The 14,641-nt window shown below is 72.1% G+C and carries 18 protein-coding genes and 1 pseudogene; 14 read left to right on the top strand and 5 right to left on the bottom strand.

From position 1 onward, the window contains the following. Positions 1 to 75 precede the first annotated feature (75 nt). From CA983_RS01700 to CA983_RS01665, 7 genes are all read left to right on the top strand, one after another. A complete protein-coding gene (locus CA983_RS01700) occupies positions 76 to 1,611 on the top strand; it encodes a fused MFS/spermidine synthase (RefSeq protein ID WP_107500187.1) in 1,536 nt (511 codons plus the stop codon). Between the two features lie 542 nt (positions 1,612 to 2,153). Beyond that, entirely contained in the window at positions 2,154 to 2,594 is a 441-nt protein-coding gene (locus CA983_RS01690; protein WP_244206570.1) for a DUF5990 family protein, read from the top strand. 396 nt (positions 2,595 to 2,990) lie between these two features. Then, the gene (locus CA983_RS01685) at positions 2,991 to 3,194 is read left to right on the top strand and encodes a cold-shock protein (RefSeq protein WP_030730357.1); all 204 of its coding nucleotides are present in this window, start codon (positions 2,991 to 2,993) and stop codon (positions 3,192 to 3,194) included. Between the two features lie 199 nt (positions 3,195 to 3,393). Continuing rightward, entirely contained in the window at positions 3,394 to 4,884 is a 1,491-nt protein-coding gene (locus tag CA983_RS01680) for a DEAD/DEAH box helicase (protein WP_086599065.1), read from the top strand. Between the two features lie 46 nt (positions 4,885 to 4,930). Then, positions 4,931 to 5,278: a CBS domain-containing protein gene (locus CA983_RS01675; protein WP_167407312.1), complete on the top strand. Its 348-nt coding sequence runs from the start codon at positions 4,931 to 4,933 to the stop codon at positions 5,276 to 5,278. A 46-nt stretch (positions 5,279 to 5,324) separates the two neighbouring features. Continuing rightward, a complete protein-coding gene (locus CA983_RS01670; protein WP_086599064.1) occupies positions 5,325 to 5,636 on the top strand; it encodes an SCO5918 family protein in 312 nt (103 codons plus the stop codon). A 455-nt stretch (positions 5,637 to 6,091) separates the two neighbouring features. Beyond that, the gene (locus CA983_RS01665) at positions 6,092 to 6,445 is read left to right on the top strand and encodes a helix-turn-helix domain-containing protein (RefSeq protein ID WP_086599063.1); all 354 of its coding nucleotides are present in this window, start codon (positions 6,092 to 6,094) and stop codon (positions 6,443 to 6,445) included. 135 nt (positions 6,446 to 6,580) lie between these two features. Here the strand turns inward: CA983_RS01665 and CA983_RS01660 are convergent, their stop codons facing one another. Continuing rightward, the gene (locus CA983_RS01660) at positions 6,581 to 6,850 is read right to left on the bottom strand and encodes a hypothetical protein (protein WP_086599062.1); all 270 of its coding nucleotides are present in this window, start codon (positions 6,848 to 6,850) and stop codon (positions 6,581 to 6,583) included. Positions 6,851 to 6,984: 134 nt separating this feature from the next. Next, positions 6,985 to 7,515, bottom strand: a complete 531-nt coding sequence (locus CA983_RS01655) for a DUF5994 family protein (protein WP_086599061.1) — start codon at positions 7,513 to 7,515, stop codon at positions 6,985 to 6,987. 188 nt (positions 7,516 to 7,703) lie between these two features. Here CA983_RS01655 and CA983_RS01650 point away from each other — a divergent pair, with 188 nt between their 5' ends. Then, positions 7,704 to 7,955 (top strand): hypothetical protein, encoded by a 252-nt coding sequence (locus CA983_RS01650; protein ID WP_086599060.1) that lies wholly within the window; start codon positions 7,704 to 7,706, stop codon positions 7,953 to 7,955. A 21-nt stretch (positions 7,956 to 7,976) separates the two neighbouring features. On the opposite strand, the gene CA983_RS01645 is transcribed toward CA983_RS01650, so the two are convergent. After that, positions 7,977 to 8,375 (bottom strand): DUF5994 family protein, encoded by a 399-nt coding sequence (locus tag CA983_RS01645; protein ID WP_086599059.1) that lies wholly within the window; start codon positions 8,373 to 8,375, stop codon positions 7,977 to 7,979. 272 nt (positions 8,376 to 8,647) lie between these two features. On the opposite strand from CA983_RS01645, the gene CA983_RS01640 reads away from it, so the two are divergent. The 4 genes from CA983_RS01640 (at position 8,648) to CA983_RS01630 (ending at position 11,024) form a co-directional block, all read left to right on the top strand. Next, positions 8,648 to 9,004: a PRC-barrel domain-containing protein gene (locus CA983_RS01640; RefSeq protein ID WP_086599058.1), complete on the top strand. Its 357-nt coding sequence runs from the start codon at positions 8,648 to 8,650 to the stop codon at positions 9,002 to 9,004. Positions 9,005 to 9,014: 10 nt separating this feature from the next. Continuing rightward, complete coding sequence (locus CA983_RS45705) at positions 9,015 to 9,212, top strand: hypothetical protein (RefSeq protein WP_143645432.1); 198 nt, start codon at positions 9,015 to 9,017, stop codon at positions 9,210 to 9,212. Positions 9,213 to 9,317: 105 nt separating this feature from the next. Beyond that, positions 9,318 to 9,944 (top strand): VOC family protein, encoded by a 627-nt coding sequence (locus CA983_RS01635; protein ID WP_086599111.1) that lies wholly within the window; start codon positions 9,318 to 9,320, stop codon positions 9,942 to 9,944. 78 nt (positions 9,945 to 10,022) lie between these two features. Beyond that, positions 10,023 to 11,024 carry an NAD-dependent epimerase/dehydratase family protein gene (locus tag CA983_RS01630; protein ID WP_086599057.1) on the top strand — a complete coding sequence of 334 codons (1,002 nt, stop codon included), beginning with the start codon at positions 10,023 to 10,025 and terminating at the stop codon, positions 11,022 to 11,024. Positions 11,025 to 11,080: 56 nt separating this feature from the next. Here the strand turns inward: CA983_RS01630 and CA983_RS01625 are convergent, their stop codons facing one another. Both CA983_RS01625 and CA983_RS01620 read right to left on the bottom strand, forming a co-directional pair. After that, positions 11,081 to 12,193 carry a sensor histidine kinase gene (locus CA983_RS01625; protein ID WP_086599056.1) on the bottom strand — a complete coding sequence of 371 codons (1,113 nt, stop codon included), beginning with the start codon at positions 12,191 to 12,193 and terminating at the stop codon, positions 11,081 to 11,083. Beyond that, positions 12,190 to 12,966: a response regulator transcription factor gene (locus CA983_RS01620; RefSeq protein WP_244206568.1), complete on the bottom strand. Its 777-nt coding sequence runs from the start codon at positions 12,964 to 12,966 to the stop codon at positions 12,190 to 12,192. Before CA983_RS01620 ends, CA983_RS01625 begins: the two co-directional genes overlap by 4 nt. A 123-nt stretch (positions 12,967 to 13,089) precedes the next feature. On the opposite strand from CA983_RS01620, the pseudogene CA983_RS01615 reads away from it, so the two are divergent. After that, positions 13,090 to 13,761, top strand: a pseudogene (locus CA983_RS01615) (glycosyltransferase family 2 protein); the annotation flags it as partial. Positions 13,762 to 13,979: 218 nt separating this feature from the next. Further along, the coding region (locus CA983_RS01610; protein ID WP_244206565.1) for a TIGR04282 family arsenosugar biosynthesis glycosyltransferase at positions 13,980 to 14,641 on the top strand (662 nt) is incomplete at its 3' end.

The raw sequence follows: 14,641 nt of genomic DNA, 5'->3' as shown, positions 1-14,641 counted from the left end.
TCGGCCCTTGATCGCCCGCCAACACCCCTGAGAGTGCGGCAGATTCCCGCGCCGTCGCGTGCGAGGATGTCGCCCGTGACCGGATCGTCTTCCTCGCCTGTCGCCGAGGGCACACCTCACAACGACGGCCTGGGGCCCCGTACCGCCGCGGTGCTGGTGTTCGGGTCCTCCGCCGCGGTCCTGGTGGTGGAGATCGTCGCTCTGCGGCTGCTGGCTCCCTATCTCGGCCTCACCCTCGAGACCAGCACCATGGTGATCGGCATCGCCCTCACCGCAATCGCCGTCGGCTCCTGGATGGGCGGGCGCATCGCCGACCAGGTCGATCCACGCCGGCTCCTGGGCCCCTCGCTCGGGGTGTCGGGAGCGGTCGTGGCGCTCACACCGGCCGTGCTGCGCACCACTGGGGAGTGGGCACCACCGGTGCTCTTGTTCATCGCGTCGATGACCATCCTCGTGCCGGGCGCGCTGCTGTCGGCGGTGACGCCGATCGTGACGAAGTTGCGGCTCACCAGCCTCGCCGAGACCGGAACGGTCGTCGGCCGGCTGTCCGGCGTCGGCACCGTCGGGGCCATCGTCGGCACCGTCCTCACCGGCTTCGTTCTCGTGTCGCGGTTGCCGGTCAGCGGCATACTGATCGGCCTGGGCACCCTGCTGGTGGCCGGCTCGGCGCTGGTCCAGTGGCGAACGCGCGGGTGGAGCGGCACCCCCGCCCTGACCCTCGTGGTCGTCGCCGGCGGCCTCGCCACCACGGTCGCGCCCGGCGGCTGCGACACGGAGACCAGGTACCACTGCGCCCGGGTCGTCGCGGACCCCGACCGGGACAGCGGCCGCACACTCGTCCTGGACGGCCTGCGGCACTCCTACGTCGACCTCGACGACCCGACCTTCCTGGAGTTCGAATACGTCCGGGCCATGGCGTCGGTGGTGGATGCCGCCTTTCCCGAGGGTGAGCCACTCGCTGCCCACCACGTGGGCGGCGGCGGGCTCACCTTTCCCCGCTACCTCGCGGCCACCCGGCCCGGGACGCGCAGCCTCGTCTCCGAGATCGACGGCGGGGTCGTGCGCATCGACCACGACCAGCTCGGTCTGGGATCGGCAGCCGGTATCGACGTACGTGTCGAGGACGGCAGGCTCGGCCTGCGGCGGCTGGACGCCGGCAGCCGTGACCTCGTCGTCGGCGACGCCTTCGGGGGCGTCAGCGTGCCGTGGCATCTCACCACGGTGGAAGCGATGACCGACGTACGGCGGGTGCTCGACGAGGACGGCCTGTACGTCGCCAACCTCATCGACCACGGTGATCTGGCCTTCGCGCGTGCCGAAGCAGCCACCCTCGGCGAGATGTTCGAGCACGTCGCCCTCGTCGGCGAACCCGCCGATATCGGCCTCGACCCGACCGCCACGGCCCTGGGCGGCAATCTGGTGGTGATCGCCTCCGACCGGCCGGTCGACGTGCGCGCGACCCAGAAGGCGCTGGACGCCCGGCAGACCGGCTGGAAGATCGCCACCGGCGACGACCTCACGTCCTGGATCGGCGACGCCCGACCGCTCACCGACGACTACGCACCCGTCGACCAGCTCCTCCAGCCCTACAGCCCGGGGAACGGCCGGTGACAGGGCACACGGCCGTGTGACGCAAGGCGACGCGTCGGCGAACCGCCGTCCACAGCCGATGTGTTGCCGTGTCACGGCCGCACCACGGCGGTGTCCTGAAGGGAAGACGGGTGCGACCCGAGGGCTCGGGGGCTCCTCATGGTCAGCACAGAGCGGGAACGGGCGCAGACGCCGCCGACTCCCTGCCACTCCCCCTTCGGAAGGACACTCCAACAAGGGCAAGGGAGTCGACGGAACCTGGTTCGGCAACATCTCCTACCTGGCTCCGGGCAAGTACACGGTCTCCGGCATGAAGGGCGTCGAGCAGCAGTTCCTGGTCGCCGAGGACACCGAGATCTGGGGCTCGGCGACATCTGCGGTGACACGAACACGGGTGAAGGCGGCCAGGGCGGCAGCGAGTGCACCGAGGCCGAACTGGAGACGGCCGCCAAGAAGGGCTTCACCGCCGAGGTCGTGATCAGCAACGGCATCGCGACCACCATCCGCGACGACCACTGAGGCCGGATGACCTCCGCGCGGCCGATGGCGGCATGATGGCCGCCATGCGCATCCGCATCGACGCCGTCGACCTGCCCGGCAAGCTCCCCGCGTACGGCAACGTCCACGTCGCCGTACAACGCCGCGACCGTCCGGCCGAGCTCCTCGAACCCCAGCCCGCCGACGCACCGTCCGCGACCTGGACACTGGAGTGCACGACGAGCACCTCGCCGACCGGCATCGAGATCAAAGGCCCTTACGTGCAGGACCGTCTGGGCCGACGGTTCATCTACCTGTCGTGGGGCACGGTCGACGACTCGGGGGTCTTCACGATGTTCCGCCGCGCCAAGCTGATGCTCGACGTCATCCCCGCGGACGTACTCACCGCCGCCGCACGCGACGGACTGCTGGTCGGCCGCCTCGGCCTGACCGACGCCCAGGGCGGCCCCCTGTGCGCACGCGTCGAGCCCCCTCACATCAGCTGGACCGCCACACGCGCCGACTAGGAGGGTCACCCGTATGCCGATGTGACCTTCATCGCGATCGTGGCTCTCGGCGCGTTCGTCGGCGTCCCGTCCGCTGAGGGGGACGGCCGCGGCGCAGGGGCCATCGAGGGAGGTCATGGGGCTGCGGCCGGAAGTGGTGGCAGGAACAGTGCGTCCGCGCGGGACCAATATCTGTTTTTGCGAGATGAGAAATTGGTGCGGCACACGGCGAGTATTCCTCGACCTCCGGACGGGGCGGAATTACTGATCCACACAGCGCCGGTCGCGCCATGCTACTGTCGATCTCAGTTGCAGGTGTGGTTGCCAGAAGGTTTATTTTCCTACGGGGTAATCAGCACGGCGACGCGGAATCCGCACAGGGCGAATTCCGAACATCGTCTCCGAAGGAGAATTGACATGGCTACCGGTACCGTGAAGTGGTTCAACGCGGAAAAGGGCTTCGGCTTCATCGAGCAGGACGGCGGCGGCGCCGACGTCTTCGCCCACTACTCGAACATCTCCGCCCAGGGCTTCCGTGAGCTGCTGGAAGGCCAGAAGGTGTCCTTCGACATCGCGCAGGGCCAGAAGGGCCCGACGGCCGAGAACATCGTTCCCGCCTGACATCACGGCAGCAACGCATATTTCGCAGCTGGGGCCCGCACCTTGGGGTGCGGGCCCCAGCTCGCTGCTTTTCAGGGCGCGTGACACTAAATCCGCGCCCATCATCTCCGGCTCGTTCTCGCGATTCTCTGCGCCGTTCATCTGCGCGGCGGAAATTCCTTGCTACGTGCCTACCAGCTCAGATCGAGGAAGGTTCCGCTTGAACCGCGCACGCACCGCCCGCCCGACCCGCTCCTACGACCGCTCCCGGGGGTCCGCCGCCAAGGGCTCGGGCGCTCCGCGGCGTTCCAAGGGCTACGAGCGCCGGCCGGCCGCACTCCAGGGGGAGTTCGCGCTGCCGGTGACGACCACGCCCGCGCTGCCCGCCGTCGAGTCGTTCGCCGACCTCGACCTGCCGGCGCCGCTGCTGGCCGCGCTCGGCCACGAGGGCATGACCGTGCCGTTCCCCATTCAGGGGGCGACCCTGCCGAACTCCCTCGCCGGGCGTGACGTGCTCGGCCGCGGCCGCACCGGGTCGGGCAAGACCCTCGCCTTCGGCCTCGCGCTGCTGGCCCGTACGGCGGGCCGGCGTGCGGCGCCGCGGCAGCCGCTCGCCCTGGTCCTCGTCCCCACCCGCGAGCTGGCCCAGCAGGTGACCGACGCGCTCACCCCGTACGCCCGCTCCGTCCGGCTGAAGCTGGCCACCGTGGTCGGCGGCATGTCGATCGGCAGGCAGGCGGGTGCGCTGCGGACCGGGGCCGAGGTCGTCGTCGCGACGCCGGGACGCCTCAAGGACCTCATCGACCGCGGCGACTGCCGACTGGACGACGTCGCCATCACCGTCCTCGACGAGGCCGACCAGATGGCCGACATGGGCTTCATGCCGCAGGTCACCGCGCTGCTGGACCAGGTGCGCCCCGAGGGGCAGCGGATGCTCTTCTCGGCCACCCTGGACCGCAACGTCGACCGCCTGGTCCGCACCTACCTGTCGGACCCGGTGGTCCACTCCGTCGACCCGTCGGCGGGTGCGGTCACCACGATGGAGCACCACGTGCTCCACGTGCACGAAGCGGACAAGCACCGCACGACGACCGAGATCGCGGCGCGGGACGGCCGGGTGATCATGTTCCTGGACACCAAGCGCGCCGTGGACCGGCTGACCGAGCACCTGCTGAGCAACGGCGTCCGCGCCGCGGCTCTGCACGGTGGCAAGTCCCAGCCCCAGCGCACGCGGACCCTCGCCCAGTTCAAGACCGGTCATGTGACGGTGCTGGTGGCGACCAACGTCGCGGCCCGCGGTATCCACGTCGACAACCTCGACCTGGTCGTCAACGTGGACCCGCCCACCGACCACAAGGACTACCTGCACCGCGGCGGCCGTACCGCCCGCGCCGGCGAGTCCGGCAGCGTCGTCACGCTCGTGACACCCGGTCAGCGCCGCAGCATGACCCGGCTGATGGCTTCGGCCGCCATCACGCCCCAGGTCACCCCGGTGCGTTCGGGTGAAGCGGAACTGAGCCGGATCACCGGTGCCCAGACGCCGTCCGGTGTCCCTGTCGTCATCACCGCCCCGGCTCCGGCTCCCCGCCGTGCCGGGTCGTCCGGGGCGCCCTCGTCCCGGGGCCGCCGCAGCCGCCCCGCCCAGGGGCGACCCACCGGACAGGCGGGGCGGCGCAGGGCGCAGCGGTCCGCCTTCGACCCGGCGGCCTAGGCCTGCCGCGTCACTCCTCAGCTCACCCATCTCCGCGGAGGCAGCTTTGACACCGGTTCAGACGCAGTGCCAGCAGGTGGATCCCTCCCTCGTGTCCCTGGTCGACGCCATGGACGCGTCCGGCCCCCGGGTCGGGGACGACATGACCGTCGAGGTCGCCCTGTCCGTCATGGCCGGTGCCCGGGTCGAGTACCTCGTCCTGTGCGACGGGGACGACCAGAGCACGGGCTCGGTCACCCGGGCCGAACTCGTCGTTCACCGCGGCAGTTCCACGTACACGGACCGGACCCGGCTGCGGGATGTGCTCGACGGACCGTTCGCCTCACCCGTCCCCCGGACCGCCGCCGTCGGCGAGCACGGCCGGGCCCCGGGCGTCCTCGCCCTCTCCTGCTGATCCGTCTCGACCGGTCAGCCGTTCTCCTTCTCCCTGTGGGGGCATCATGCGCTGTGTCATCGCCCGGTACCCGTTCGACCTGACCAAGAGCGGGGTGCTGGCCTCGATGAAGGGCATCACGCCCGAGATCGTCACGGGTGAGTCCGTGACCATCGGCCGCCGCCGCTACCCCGTGAAGCAGGTGGGCCAGGTCGTCACCCGACAGGACCGCCGCGACTTCACGGGCAGCGAAGTCATCCGGGCCATGGCCCGCCTCGGCTTCACCTGCCACGACCACCCCGAGGCCGCGCCCGTGCGCGTCCCCACTCCGCTCCAGACCGCGTCGGCACTGCTCGGCGCCGCACCCCTGGACGCATGAGGACGGGCGGACCACCGCCCACCCCGATCCCGATGAGGGCCCTGCCGACGCGCGTCGGCAGGGCCCTCGTCGTCGTCTCCCGCCCTTGCGGGCCGCCACCGGCAATCCGCGCCACCAGCGAACAAAATCTGCTCTTGTCAGAGTAGACATTGGGCTCCGGCGCAGTTAGCCTTCTTCTCGTTGACACACGATCACTGAGCAGAGAAGGACGGAGGAGCAGACGCCATCAGGATCGCCCGGCCCGAGCGGTGCTCGGCCGGGTACCGCAAGACCCCGGATTGGAAGGTGGTCCCCGGTCACGCAGCCGCGATCCCCGCATCCCCCCTCCCACAGGGCCGGTAGCGGAAACAGAAGGTCGGCGCAGCATTAGGGCCGACAGATGGTGTTCAATTTCCTTCGGGGCCCTGGTGCCGTACGGCACCAGGGCCCCTCGACGCGTTGCACTACGAGGTGACATGACAGCAGATACCCCGCTCAGCGATCGTCTGGAAGACGACGACTACCCCGCGTACACGATGGGTCGGGCCGCCGAGATGCTCGGCACCACCCCGGCCTTCCTGCGAGCCATCGGTGAGGCCCGTCTGATCACTCCGCTGCGCTCGGAGGGCGGACACCGCCGGTACTCCCGCTACCAGCTGCGCGTCGCGGCGCGCGCCCGCGAACTCGTCGACAGGGGCACCCCGATCGAGGCCGCGTGCCGCATCGTCATCCTCGAGGACCAGCTCGAGGAAGCTCAGCGCATCAACGCCGAGTACCGCCGCCGTGCCGGGCACGGCGCGCCCGAGGGTTCCGTCGCCGATTCCGGCTGATCACCTGCTCCATGCCCTCGCCTTCAACGCCGCGTTCGAGGCCGTCGTGCGCGCATACGGCCGGCGCGGCATGCGCGAGCGGGGCGGTGAACAGGTCGTTCTCTCCTGATCGTCGTTCTCTCCTGATCGTGGGGCTCACCCGGCTTGCTTGCGTGAGCGGCGCCAGAAGAACCACCCGTGGCCGCCGGGCCCGTGATGGTCGTGGCGGCGGCCGGTGCTGTTCGGTCCCGCACGGCCGTGGGCCTTCCGTGAAGCGGCCGGAGCCGGTCCCGCGGCAGGCTGCCCGGAGCGGCTGTAGTGGAAGGCGGCGATGCGGTCGCCGTGCTGTGAGTTCAGCTGGTGGATGAGGAACACACCGAGAACGATCAACCCGAGGATCACCGCCACGGACACGAATATCTCCACGGTCCTCACCTTCCCATCGGCTGATACGGGCAGCCTGTCCCGGGGTCACCAGGAGGTTCCAGCCGGTGCGCGAAATGTCCCGGTTGCTCCACCGTACTCCCCGGACGGGCCCGGCTGGCCGTACGGATCCCGGGCTATTCGCCGGGGGCGCTCGGGACTTCCGTCGCGCTCGGGACTTCCGTCGCACTCGGGTTCGCTCGCCCGGTGCCGGTGTCGACGAGGATCTGTTCGGCCTGCGTCAGGCTGCCGGAGCGGACGGCCTCGGTCATGGCGGCGCGCGCGGCGTCGGGCGTCGCGTGCGGCGGGACCACGAGGAGGGAGAAGAGGTCCTGCCCGCCCCGGGTGATGAGGACGGTGTCGTCCCCGACCGGGGAGGAGTCGATGTGGACGACACGGTCGTCGATGGTCATCCGCGTCGGCAGCTCTTCCCAGGCACCGGCGTCCAGGCCGACACGGGTGACCGGCCCGAGGTGCTCGGTCAGTGCGGTGATCAGGCCGGGGAGCTCGGCGGCGATGTCGCGGGAGCGCGGCCACCACGCCCCGTCGAGCACGCCCTGCCGTTCGTGAGTCGTCTCCAGCCGTACGACGGCCGTTCCGGGGCGCACGGCCTGGTGGACGGCGTCCGGCAGGAGCCTGTTCACACGCGGGGAGTCGGAGTCGGACATCGCTCTCGCCTGCCTGCCGGGGGAATCCTGCCGGGCATGAGGAAGCCGAGCGGCCTCCTCGTCTCACGGTACTCTCCGGCCGATGACGGCCGGGAAGCCCGGAGTAGAGTGAAAGATCCGGCCGGTCTCGTACCGGCCCGGCTCATACCGGCCCGTCTCCTACCGGGACATCGAACTCCGAGGTCGCCATGCAGTCCACGGAACCACCCTCGGACGGGCACGCCGAGGTCCGCATCGTCGCCGCCTCGCCCGAGGTCGCCCGGCGGGTCGCGGAGGTTCTCCGCCGTTGCTTCGCCGCCACCGAGCAGCGCAGCTACCCCGCGGGCCACGACGGGGGAACCCGCCTCGACCTCACCGTGGACACCGGCCGCGCGGCGGAACCCGCACGGTCCTGGCTGGACACCAGCCGCTCCATGGAGGACGGCCACCGGCGGAAGTGAGACGGCGCCCGGCGGGTGCGGTCACTCCTGATCGCTCGCCGCGGCCGCCATCAGCGGTTCCGCCGCCTCCTCGGTCGTGTCCGGCGGCACCACCAGCAGGTCCCAGCGACCCCGGCCCGGGGCGAGCAGGACGACGGTGTCCGGGGCGGACGCCGCGAGGGCCCTGTGCAGTCGTACGACCTGGTTGGAGACGAGCATCCGGCCGGGTGCCGCCGGCCACGTCGCCCCGTTGACGGTGACGCTGGTGACGTGGCCCCACGCCCGCGGCAATCCGGAGAGCAGCGGCGGGAGTTCCGCGAGCAGGTCGTACGAGCGGGGCCACCACGCCCCGTCGATGGGCCGGGGCATGCCGCTGCGGGGTGCGAGACGCAGCCGGAGGTCCGGACGGGAGGCGAGCGGGGGCTGTGGCGCGGTGGTCATGAGGGCTCCTGCCGGCTTCATGAGGGGTTGCCCGGGCTGCGGCGTGCGCCGTTTCCGGGGAGGGAACGGGAGTTCCCGGATCGAATGCGTGACCTTTTCGCGGGTGTGGTCGTTGGGTGGGTGACAGGCGTGCCCGGGGTGTGCGATGTCCGGAACCGGTCGGGATTCCGGCAAGGAAAATTCCGGCATACGGAAAGTCCTCGTCCTCCCCACCGTACTCCGGCCCGGGCCGGAGTAGGGTGAAACGGCGGGACCGGACAGGGAGTACGGGCATGATCCGTTCAGCTGACATCCGCGAATGGCGCGACCAAGAGGTGGTCGATCCGAAGCAGCACCGGATCGGCATGTTCGAAGCGGTCTATGTGGACACCGCCACCGACGAACCGGCCATGGCCACCGTCCGCACCGGGCTGCCCGGGCGCCGGCGACTGGTCTTCGTCCCCCTCGACGACGCCGTTGTCGGGCCGGGTTACGTCAAGGTCTCCCACGCCAGGGGACAGGTGCGCACAGCCCCGTCGATCGGGATGGACGACGTTCTTCCGGCCGAGCAGGAGGAGCAGATCTTCCAGCACTACGGCTTGACATACCGGCCGGGAGCGGGGGGCGAGCGCCGGCTCGCTCGCCGGTGACCGTACGCACGTGGCACAGGTGAGGTGGTCCGCGGTGATGGCGCTCTTCCTTCTGGTCGTCCTCGTGGCCGTCGTACTGGGAATCATCGGCGTGGCGGCGGAGGGCCTGGGTTATCTCCTGGCCATCGGCATCATGCTCCTCGCCGTCGACGTGATCTTCTTCGCGGTACGGCTGTCCCGGCACGCGGGGCGGCGGCCTGTGCGCTGACGACGGGCTGCGGCGAGGTGTTCCTCGTTGTCTTCCCCGTCGTGTTCCTCGTTCCGGTCAGGATTCGAGAAGCGGATGTCCCGTGCCGCGCCTAGCGTCGACGTCATGACTTCCATCGAATCCGTCACCCTCGAAGTGGACGACCCCACCGCCGCCCACCGCTTCTACACCAGCGCCTTCGGGCTGGGCGATCAGGTGCGCGCGCGGGCCTCACAGGCGCCGGCGACCGGCTTTCGGGGGTTCACGCTGTCGCTCGTGGTGTCCCAGCCGGCCGACGTCAACGCCCTCGTCGGTGCCGCCGTGGACGCCGGTGCCGCGACGCTGAAGCCCGCCGCCAGGTCGCTGTGGGGCTACGGGGGCGTCGTGCAGGCCCCGGACGGGACGATCTGGCAGATCGCGTCGTCGTCGAAGAAGGACACCGGCCCGGCCACCCGGCGGATCGACGAGATCGTGCTCCTGCTGGGGGTCGAGGACATGGCCGGCAGCAAGCGGTTCTACGTCGAGCACGGCCTCCCCGTGGCGAAGAGCTTCGGCAGCAAGTACGTCGAGTTCGCCACCGGGCCGGGCTCCGTCAAGCTGGCGCTGTACAAGCGCCGGGGCCTGGCCAAGCTCGTCGGCGTCTCCCCCGACGGCACCGGATCGCACCGGCTCACGATCAACGGCGACTCCGGGCCCTTCACCGACCCGGACGGGTTCGCGTGGGCGACCGCGTCGGAGACCGCGTCGCTGTGACCGGGCGCGATCTTACGGAGTCGTGACGTACGGGCGCGGTCCCGTGGTGCGGCCAGGTCGCGGGCCTAGCGTGGCCGTATGCGCGTACTGGTCACCGGCGGTGCCGGGTTCATCGGGTCCCATGTGGTCGCCGCCCTCCGGGAGCGCGGACACGAGGCGGTCGTGTTCGACGTGCGGGAGGACGCCGGCGCCGACGTGCGGGACCCGGCCGCCGTCGGCCGTGCCCTGGCCGGGGTGGACGCCGTGTGCCACCAGGCCGCGAGGGTCGGGCTCGGAGACGGGGTCGCCGACGCGGCGGAGTACGTCTCGCACAATGACCTCGGGACGGCCGTGCTGCTCGCCGCCATGGCGGAGGCGGGGGTACGGCGTCTCGTCCTGGCCGGGTCGATGGTGGTCTACGGAGAGGGGCGGTACGAGTGCCCCCGGCACGGGCTCGTACGGCCCGGGCCGCGTGCCATCACCGACCTCGACGCCGGCCGGTTCGAGCCGCCGTGCCCGGTGTGCGGGGCGGACCTCGTCCCCGGGCTGGTCGGCGAGGACGCCCCGGCCGATCCCAGGAACGTGTACGCGACGACCAAGCTGACCCAGGAGCACCTGGCCGCCGCCTGGGCCCGCTGCACGGGCGGCTCGGCGGTGTCGCTGCGCTACCACAACGTGTACGGGCCCGGCATGCCCCGAGACACCCCCTACGCCGGTGTCGCCTCCTTCTTCCGCTCGGCGCTCGCCCGGGGCGAGGCACCGCGCGTGTTCGAGGACGGACGGCAGCGCAGGGACTTCGTGCACGTCCGGGACGTGGCGCGGGCCAATGCCGTGGCGCTGGAGGCGGAGGCCGCCCCGGGCGGGCTCACGGCGTACAACACCGGCAGCGGCGACCCGCACACCGTCGGCGAGATGGCCCGGGCGCTGGCCGCCGCGTACGGCGGGCCCGAACCCGTCGTCACCGGCGAGTACCGGCTCGGCGACGTACGGCACATCACCGCCGACTCCGCGCGGCTGCGGGACGCGCTGGGCTGGAAGCCGGAGGCCGGGTTCGAGGAGGGCATGGCGGAGTTCGCGCGGGCCGGGATGCGGGACGCGTAGGAGCCGCCGAGGTCTCCTGGGACCCGGCTCGCGAAAGACCGGTGGTGCTGCCCGTGTTACGAAGCGGCGGCGGGCAGCACCACCTCGAAACGGCAGCCGCCGGGGATGTTCCGTACGGTGGCCCGGCCCTGATGCGCCTCCACGATCCCCCGGACGATGGCGAGGCCGAGACCCGCGCCGGCCGGGGGCGTCCGGGCGTGCGTGCCGCGCCAGCCGGTGTCGAAGACGCGTGGCAGGTCCTCGTCGGGGATGCCGCCGCAGCCGTCCGTCACCGACAGCAGCACGCCCTCGGGGGAGCGTTCCGCTGTGACGGCGACCGTGCCGTCGGCGGGGGTCCGGCGGATGGCGTTGACCAGCAGGTTGCCCAGCACCCGGCTCATCTCCTTGCCGTCCACCTCCACCGGCACCGGCTCGATACGGCCGCCCACCAGCCGCACCCCGTGTTCCCGGGCAAGGGGGTCGGCTCCCGCCAGCGCGTCGCCGACCAGGTCGTACAGGGAGATCCGGCTGGGGGCGAGGGCGAGCGCGCCGGCGTGGATGCGGGAGAGTTCGAAGAGGTCGCCGACCATGTCGTTGAGGCGTTCGACCTCGGTGCGGATCTGCTTCAGGTAGCGGTCGGGGTCGGCGGCGACGCCGTCCTCCAGGGCCTCCGACATGGCGCGCAGGCCGGCCAGCGGCGTGCGCAGATCGTGCGAGATCCAGGCGACGAGTTCGCGCCGGGAGGTCTCCAGCGCGCGTTCCCGCTCCCGGGATTCGGCGAGTCTGGCGCTGGTGGCGGCCAGTTCGCGGCTGAGGTGGTCCAGTTCGGCGGTCGTCGGGCCTACGGGGGCGGCGAAGTTCCCGCCGTCGCCGAAGGAGCGTGCCGCCACGGCGAGTTCGCGGCTGCGGGCGACGACCCAGCGGCCCAGCAGCAGCGCGGTGGCCAGGGAGACGACGGCCGCCATGGCGACGACGGTCGTGACGACGGACAGGTCGTGCGGGGAGAGGAACATCGCCCAGGCGACGGCGAGCGTGCCCGCGAGCATCGCGACGACCCCGACCGCCGCGACCACGGCGAGCGAGGCGGTGAGCGAGCGGCGCCGGATCAGGCGCAGCGCGCCGGCCCCGGCCAGGCCGGTGGTCGCGGCGCCGGCGAAGGCGTACAGGGCGATGAGGAGGGTGTCGTTCACGATGCGGCCTCCGCACTCGTGGGATCTGTGGGATCCGTGGGATCCGTGGGATCCGTGGGATCCGTGGGATCGAAGCGGTAGCCCACGCCCCACACAGTCTGGATCAGTCGGGGGCGGGCCGGGTCGTCCTCGACCTTGCCGCGCAGACGGCGGACGTGGACCGTGACGGTCGACAGGTCGCCGAAGTCCCACCCCCACACCTCGCGCATCAGGTCCTCGCGGCCGAAGGCCCGCCCCGGGTGCCGCAGGAAGAAGGAGAGCAGGTCGAACTCGCGGAGTGTGAGAGCGAGTTCGGTGCCGTTCTTGGTGGCCCGGCGGGCTGCCGGGTCGACCGCCAGACCGGCCGCCCCCAGCCGGTGCCCGGGGACGGCGGGCCGGCTGCGGCGCAGCACCGACTCCACGCGCAGCACCAGCTCGCGGGGGCTGAACGGCTTGGTGACGTAGTCGTCGGCGCCCACCTCCAGACCCAGGATGCGGTCGTCCTCGTCGCCGCGTGCGGTGAGCATGATGACCGGGACCGGCCCCTGCCCCCGCAGCCGCCGGCACACCTCCAGGCCGTCCATCCCGGGCAGCATCAGGTCGAGGACGACCAGGTCCGGCCAGTGCGCGTCGGCACGGGTGAGGGCGGCCGGGCCGTCGTCGGCACGGTCGACGACGTAACCGGCGCGGTCCAGATACCCGGCCACGACCTCGGCCACGGTCGGATCGTCGTCGACGACCAGGACCCGCGGGGAACCGTCGAGGGTCTCCTCGTGCTGCTGGGGCTGCTGCATGGCTCCAGCCTCGCACCGGACCGCCGGCGAAGGCCTGTCCGGACGCCTCCTCGGCCGCCGACGTCCGCGTTTCGTAAGAAGCCGAAGTCCGGTATGCCCGATTCGTGTTCGTAGGGTGAAACCGTGACGACGACACCTTCCGACGTCGACGTGGTGCTGCCCTGCCTGAACGAGGCCGAGGCCCTGCCCTGGGTGCTCGAACGGATCCCGCCGGGCTGGCGCGCACTCGTCGTCGACAACGGCTCCACCGACGGCTCCGACCGGGTCGCCCGCGCGTTCGGCGCGACCGTCGTGCACGAGCCGCGCCGGGGCTTCGGCGCGGCCTGCCACGCCGGGCTGACCGCGGCCACCGCGGACGTGGTGTGCTTCTGCGACTGCGACGCCTCCCTCGATCCGTCGCTCCTCGTGCCCTTCGTGCGCGAGGTGCGGGACGGCGGGGCCGACCTGGTCCTCGGCCGGCGACGTCCGCAGGGCCGGGGCGCGTGGCCCGCGCACGCCCGCGCCGGGAACCTCGCCCTCGCGCGGATGCTGCGCCGCCGCACCGGGCTGCGGCTGCACGACCTCGGTCCCCTGCGCGCCGCCCGCCGCGAGCCGCTGCTCGCCCTCTCTCTCACCGACCGGCGCAGCGGCTATCCGCTCCAGATGGTGGTGCGCGCGGCCGACGCCGGCTGGCGGATCGCCGAGCTCGACGTGCCGTATCTGGCGCGCACCGGGGCCTCGAAGGTGACGGGCACGTGGCGCGGCACCTGGCAGGCCGTAAGGGACATGAGCCGCGTACTGGGCGAGGCGCGCGGCGAGGCTCCGACCGTGGGAGGGCGCGGCGAGGCTTCGGCCGTGGGAGGGCCCGGCGAGGCTTCGGCCGTGGGAGGGCGCGGCGAGGCTTCGGTCGTCGGAAGGGGCGGCGAAACTCCGACCGGCGGAAGGGGCGGCGAAGCTCCGACCGGCGGAAAGCCCGGCGAGACTCCGACCGCCGGAAAGCCCGGCGAGACTCCGACCGCCGGAAGGAGCGTACGGTGACCGCACTCCTCGTCATCGCCAAGGAGCCGCGTCCCGGCCGGGTCAAGACCCGGCTCACCCCGCCGTTCACGCCCCGGGAGGCCGCGTCCCTCGCGGAGGCCTCCCTAGCCGACACTCTGGACGCGGTCGCGGCGACCCCGGCCGACCGCAGGGTCCTGGTCCTCGACGGGGAGCCCGGCCCCTGGCTGCCGCCCGGCTTCGACGTCGTGCCGCAGTGCGCGGGCGGTCTCGACGAGCGGCTGGCGCACGCCTTCGCGCGCTGCGCCGGCCCGGCCCTGCTCATCGGCATGGACACGCCGCAGGTGACGCCGGAGCTGCTCACCGTGGACTTCGCCGGCTGCGACGCCTGGTTCGGCCCGGCCGAGGACGGCGGCTTCTGGGCCCTCGGCCTGGCMCGCCCCGACCCCGCTCTGCTGCGGGGCGTGCCCATGTCGACCTCCGCGACGGGGGCGGTCCAGCGGGACCGGCTCGTGGCGGCGGGCCTGCGGATCCGCGACCTGCCCCGCCTGCGCGACGTCGACACGGAGGCCGACGCCCACGCTGTCGCYGCGCTGGCCCCGACGGGGCGGTTCGCGGGGCGGCTGGCTCGGTGTGCGGGTCCGGGGAGTGGGGCGCCCGGTGGGGAGTCCGGTGGGGAGTCCGGTGCTGAGCCCGGCCC

The sequence above is a fragment of the Streptomyces swartbergensis genome (assembly GCF_002148965.1).
In the GTDB taxonomy this organism is placed as follows: domain Bacteria; phylum Actinomycetota; class Actinomycetes; order Streptomycetales; family Streptomycetaceae; genus Streptomyces; species Streptomyces swartbergensis.
Note: the sequence above shows the minus strand (reverse complement) of the source record. Positions and strands in the feature narration are given on the sequence as shown.

Excerpts from the sequence above, each read along its gene's own strand:
- CA983_RS01690 (WP_244206570.1), top strand. The coding sequence starts at position 2,154 with ATGCGCATCCGCATCGACGCCGTCGACCTGCCCGGCAAGCTCCCCGCG.
- CA983_RS01685 (WP_030730357.1), top strand. The coding sequence starts at position 2,991 with ATGGCTACCGGTACCGTGAAGTGGTTCAACGCGGAAAAGGGCTTCGGC.
- CA983_RS01670 (WP_086599064.1), top strand. The coding sequence starts at position 5,325 with ATGCGCTGTGTCATCGCCCGGTACCCGTTCGACCTGACCAAGAGCGGG.
- CA983_RS01665 (WP_086599063.1), top strand. The coding sequence starts at position 6,092 with ATGACAGCAGATACCCCGCTCAGCGATCGTCTGGAAGACGACGACTAC.
- CA983_RS01655 (WP_086599061.1), bottom strand. The coding sequence starts at position 7,515 with ATGTCCGACTCCGACTCCCCGCGTGTGAACAGGCTCCTGCCGGACGCC.
- CA983_RS01650 (WP_086599060.1), top strand. The coding sequence starts at position 7,704 with ATGCAGTCCACGGAACCACCCTCGGACGGGCACGCCGAGGTCCGCATC.
- CA983_RS01645 (WP_086599059.1), bottom strand. The coding sequence starts at position 8,375 with ATGACCACCGCGCCACAGCCCCCGCTCGCCTCCCGTCCGGACCTCCGG.
- CA983_RS01640 (WP_086599058.1), top strand. The coding sequence starts at position 8,648 with ATGATCCGTTCAGCTGACATCCGCGAATGGCGCGACCAAGAGGTGGTC.
- CA983_RS01635 (WP_086599111.1), top strand. The coding sequence starts at position 9,318 with ATGACTTCCATCGAATCCGTCACCCTCGAAGTGGACGACCCCACCGCC.
- CA983_RS01630 (WP_086599057.1), top strand. The coding sequence starts at position 10,023 with ATGCGCGTACTGGTCACCGGCGGTGCCGGGTTCATCGGGTCCCATGTG.
- CA983_RS01620 (WP_244206568.1), bottom strand. The coding sequence starts at position 12,966 with ATGCAGCAGCCCCAGCAGCACGAGGAGACCCTCGACGGTTCCCCGCGG.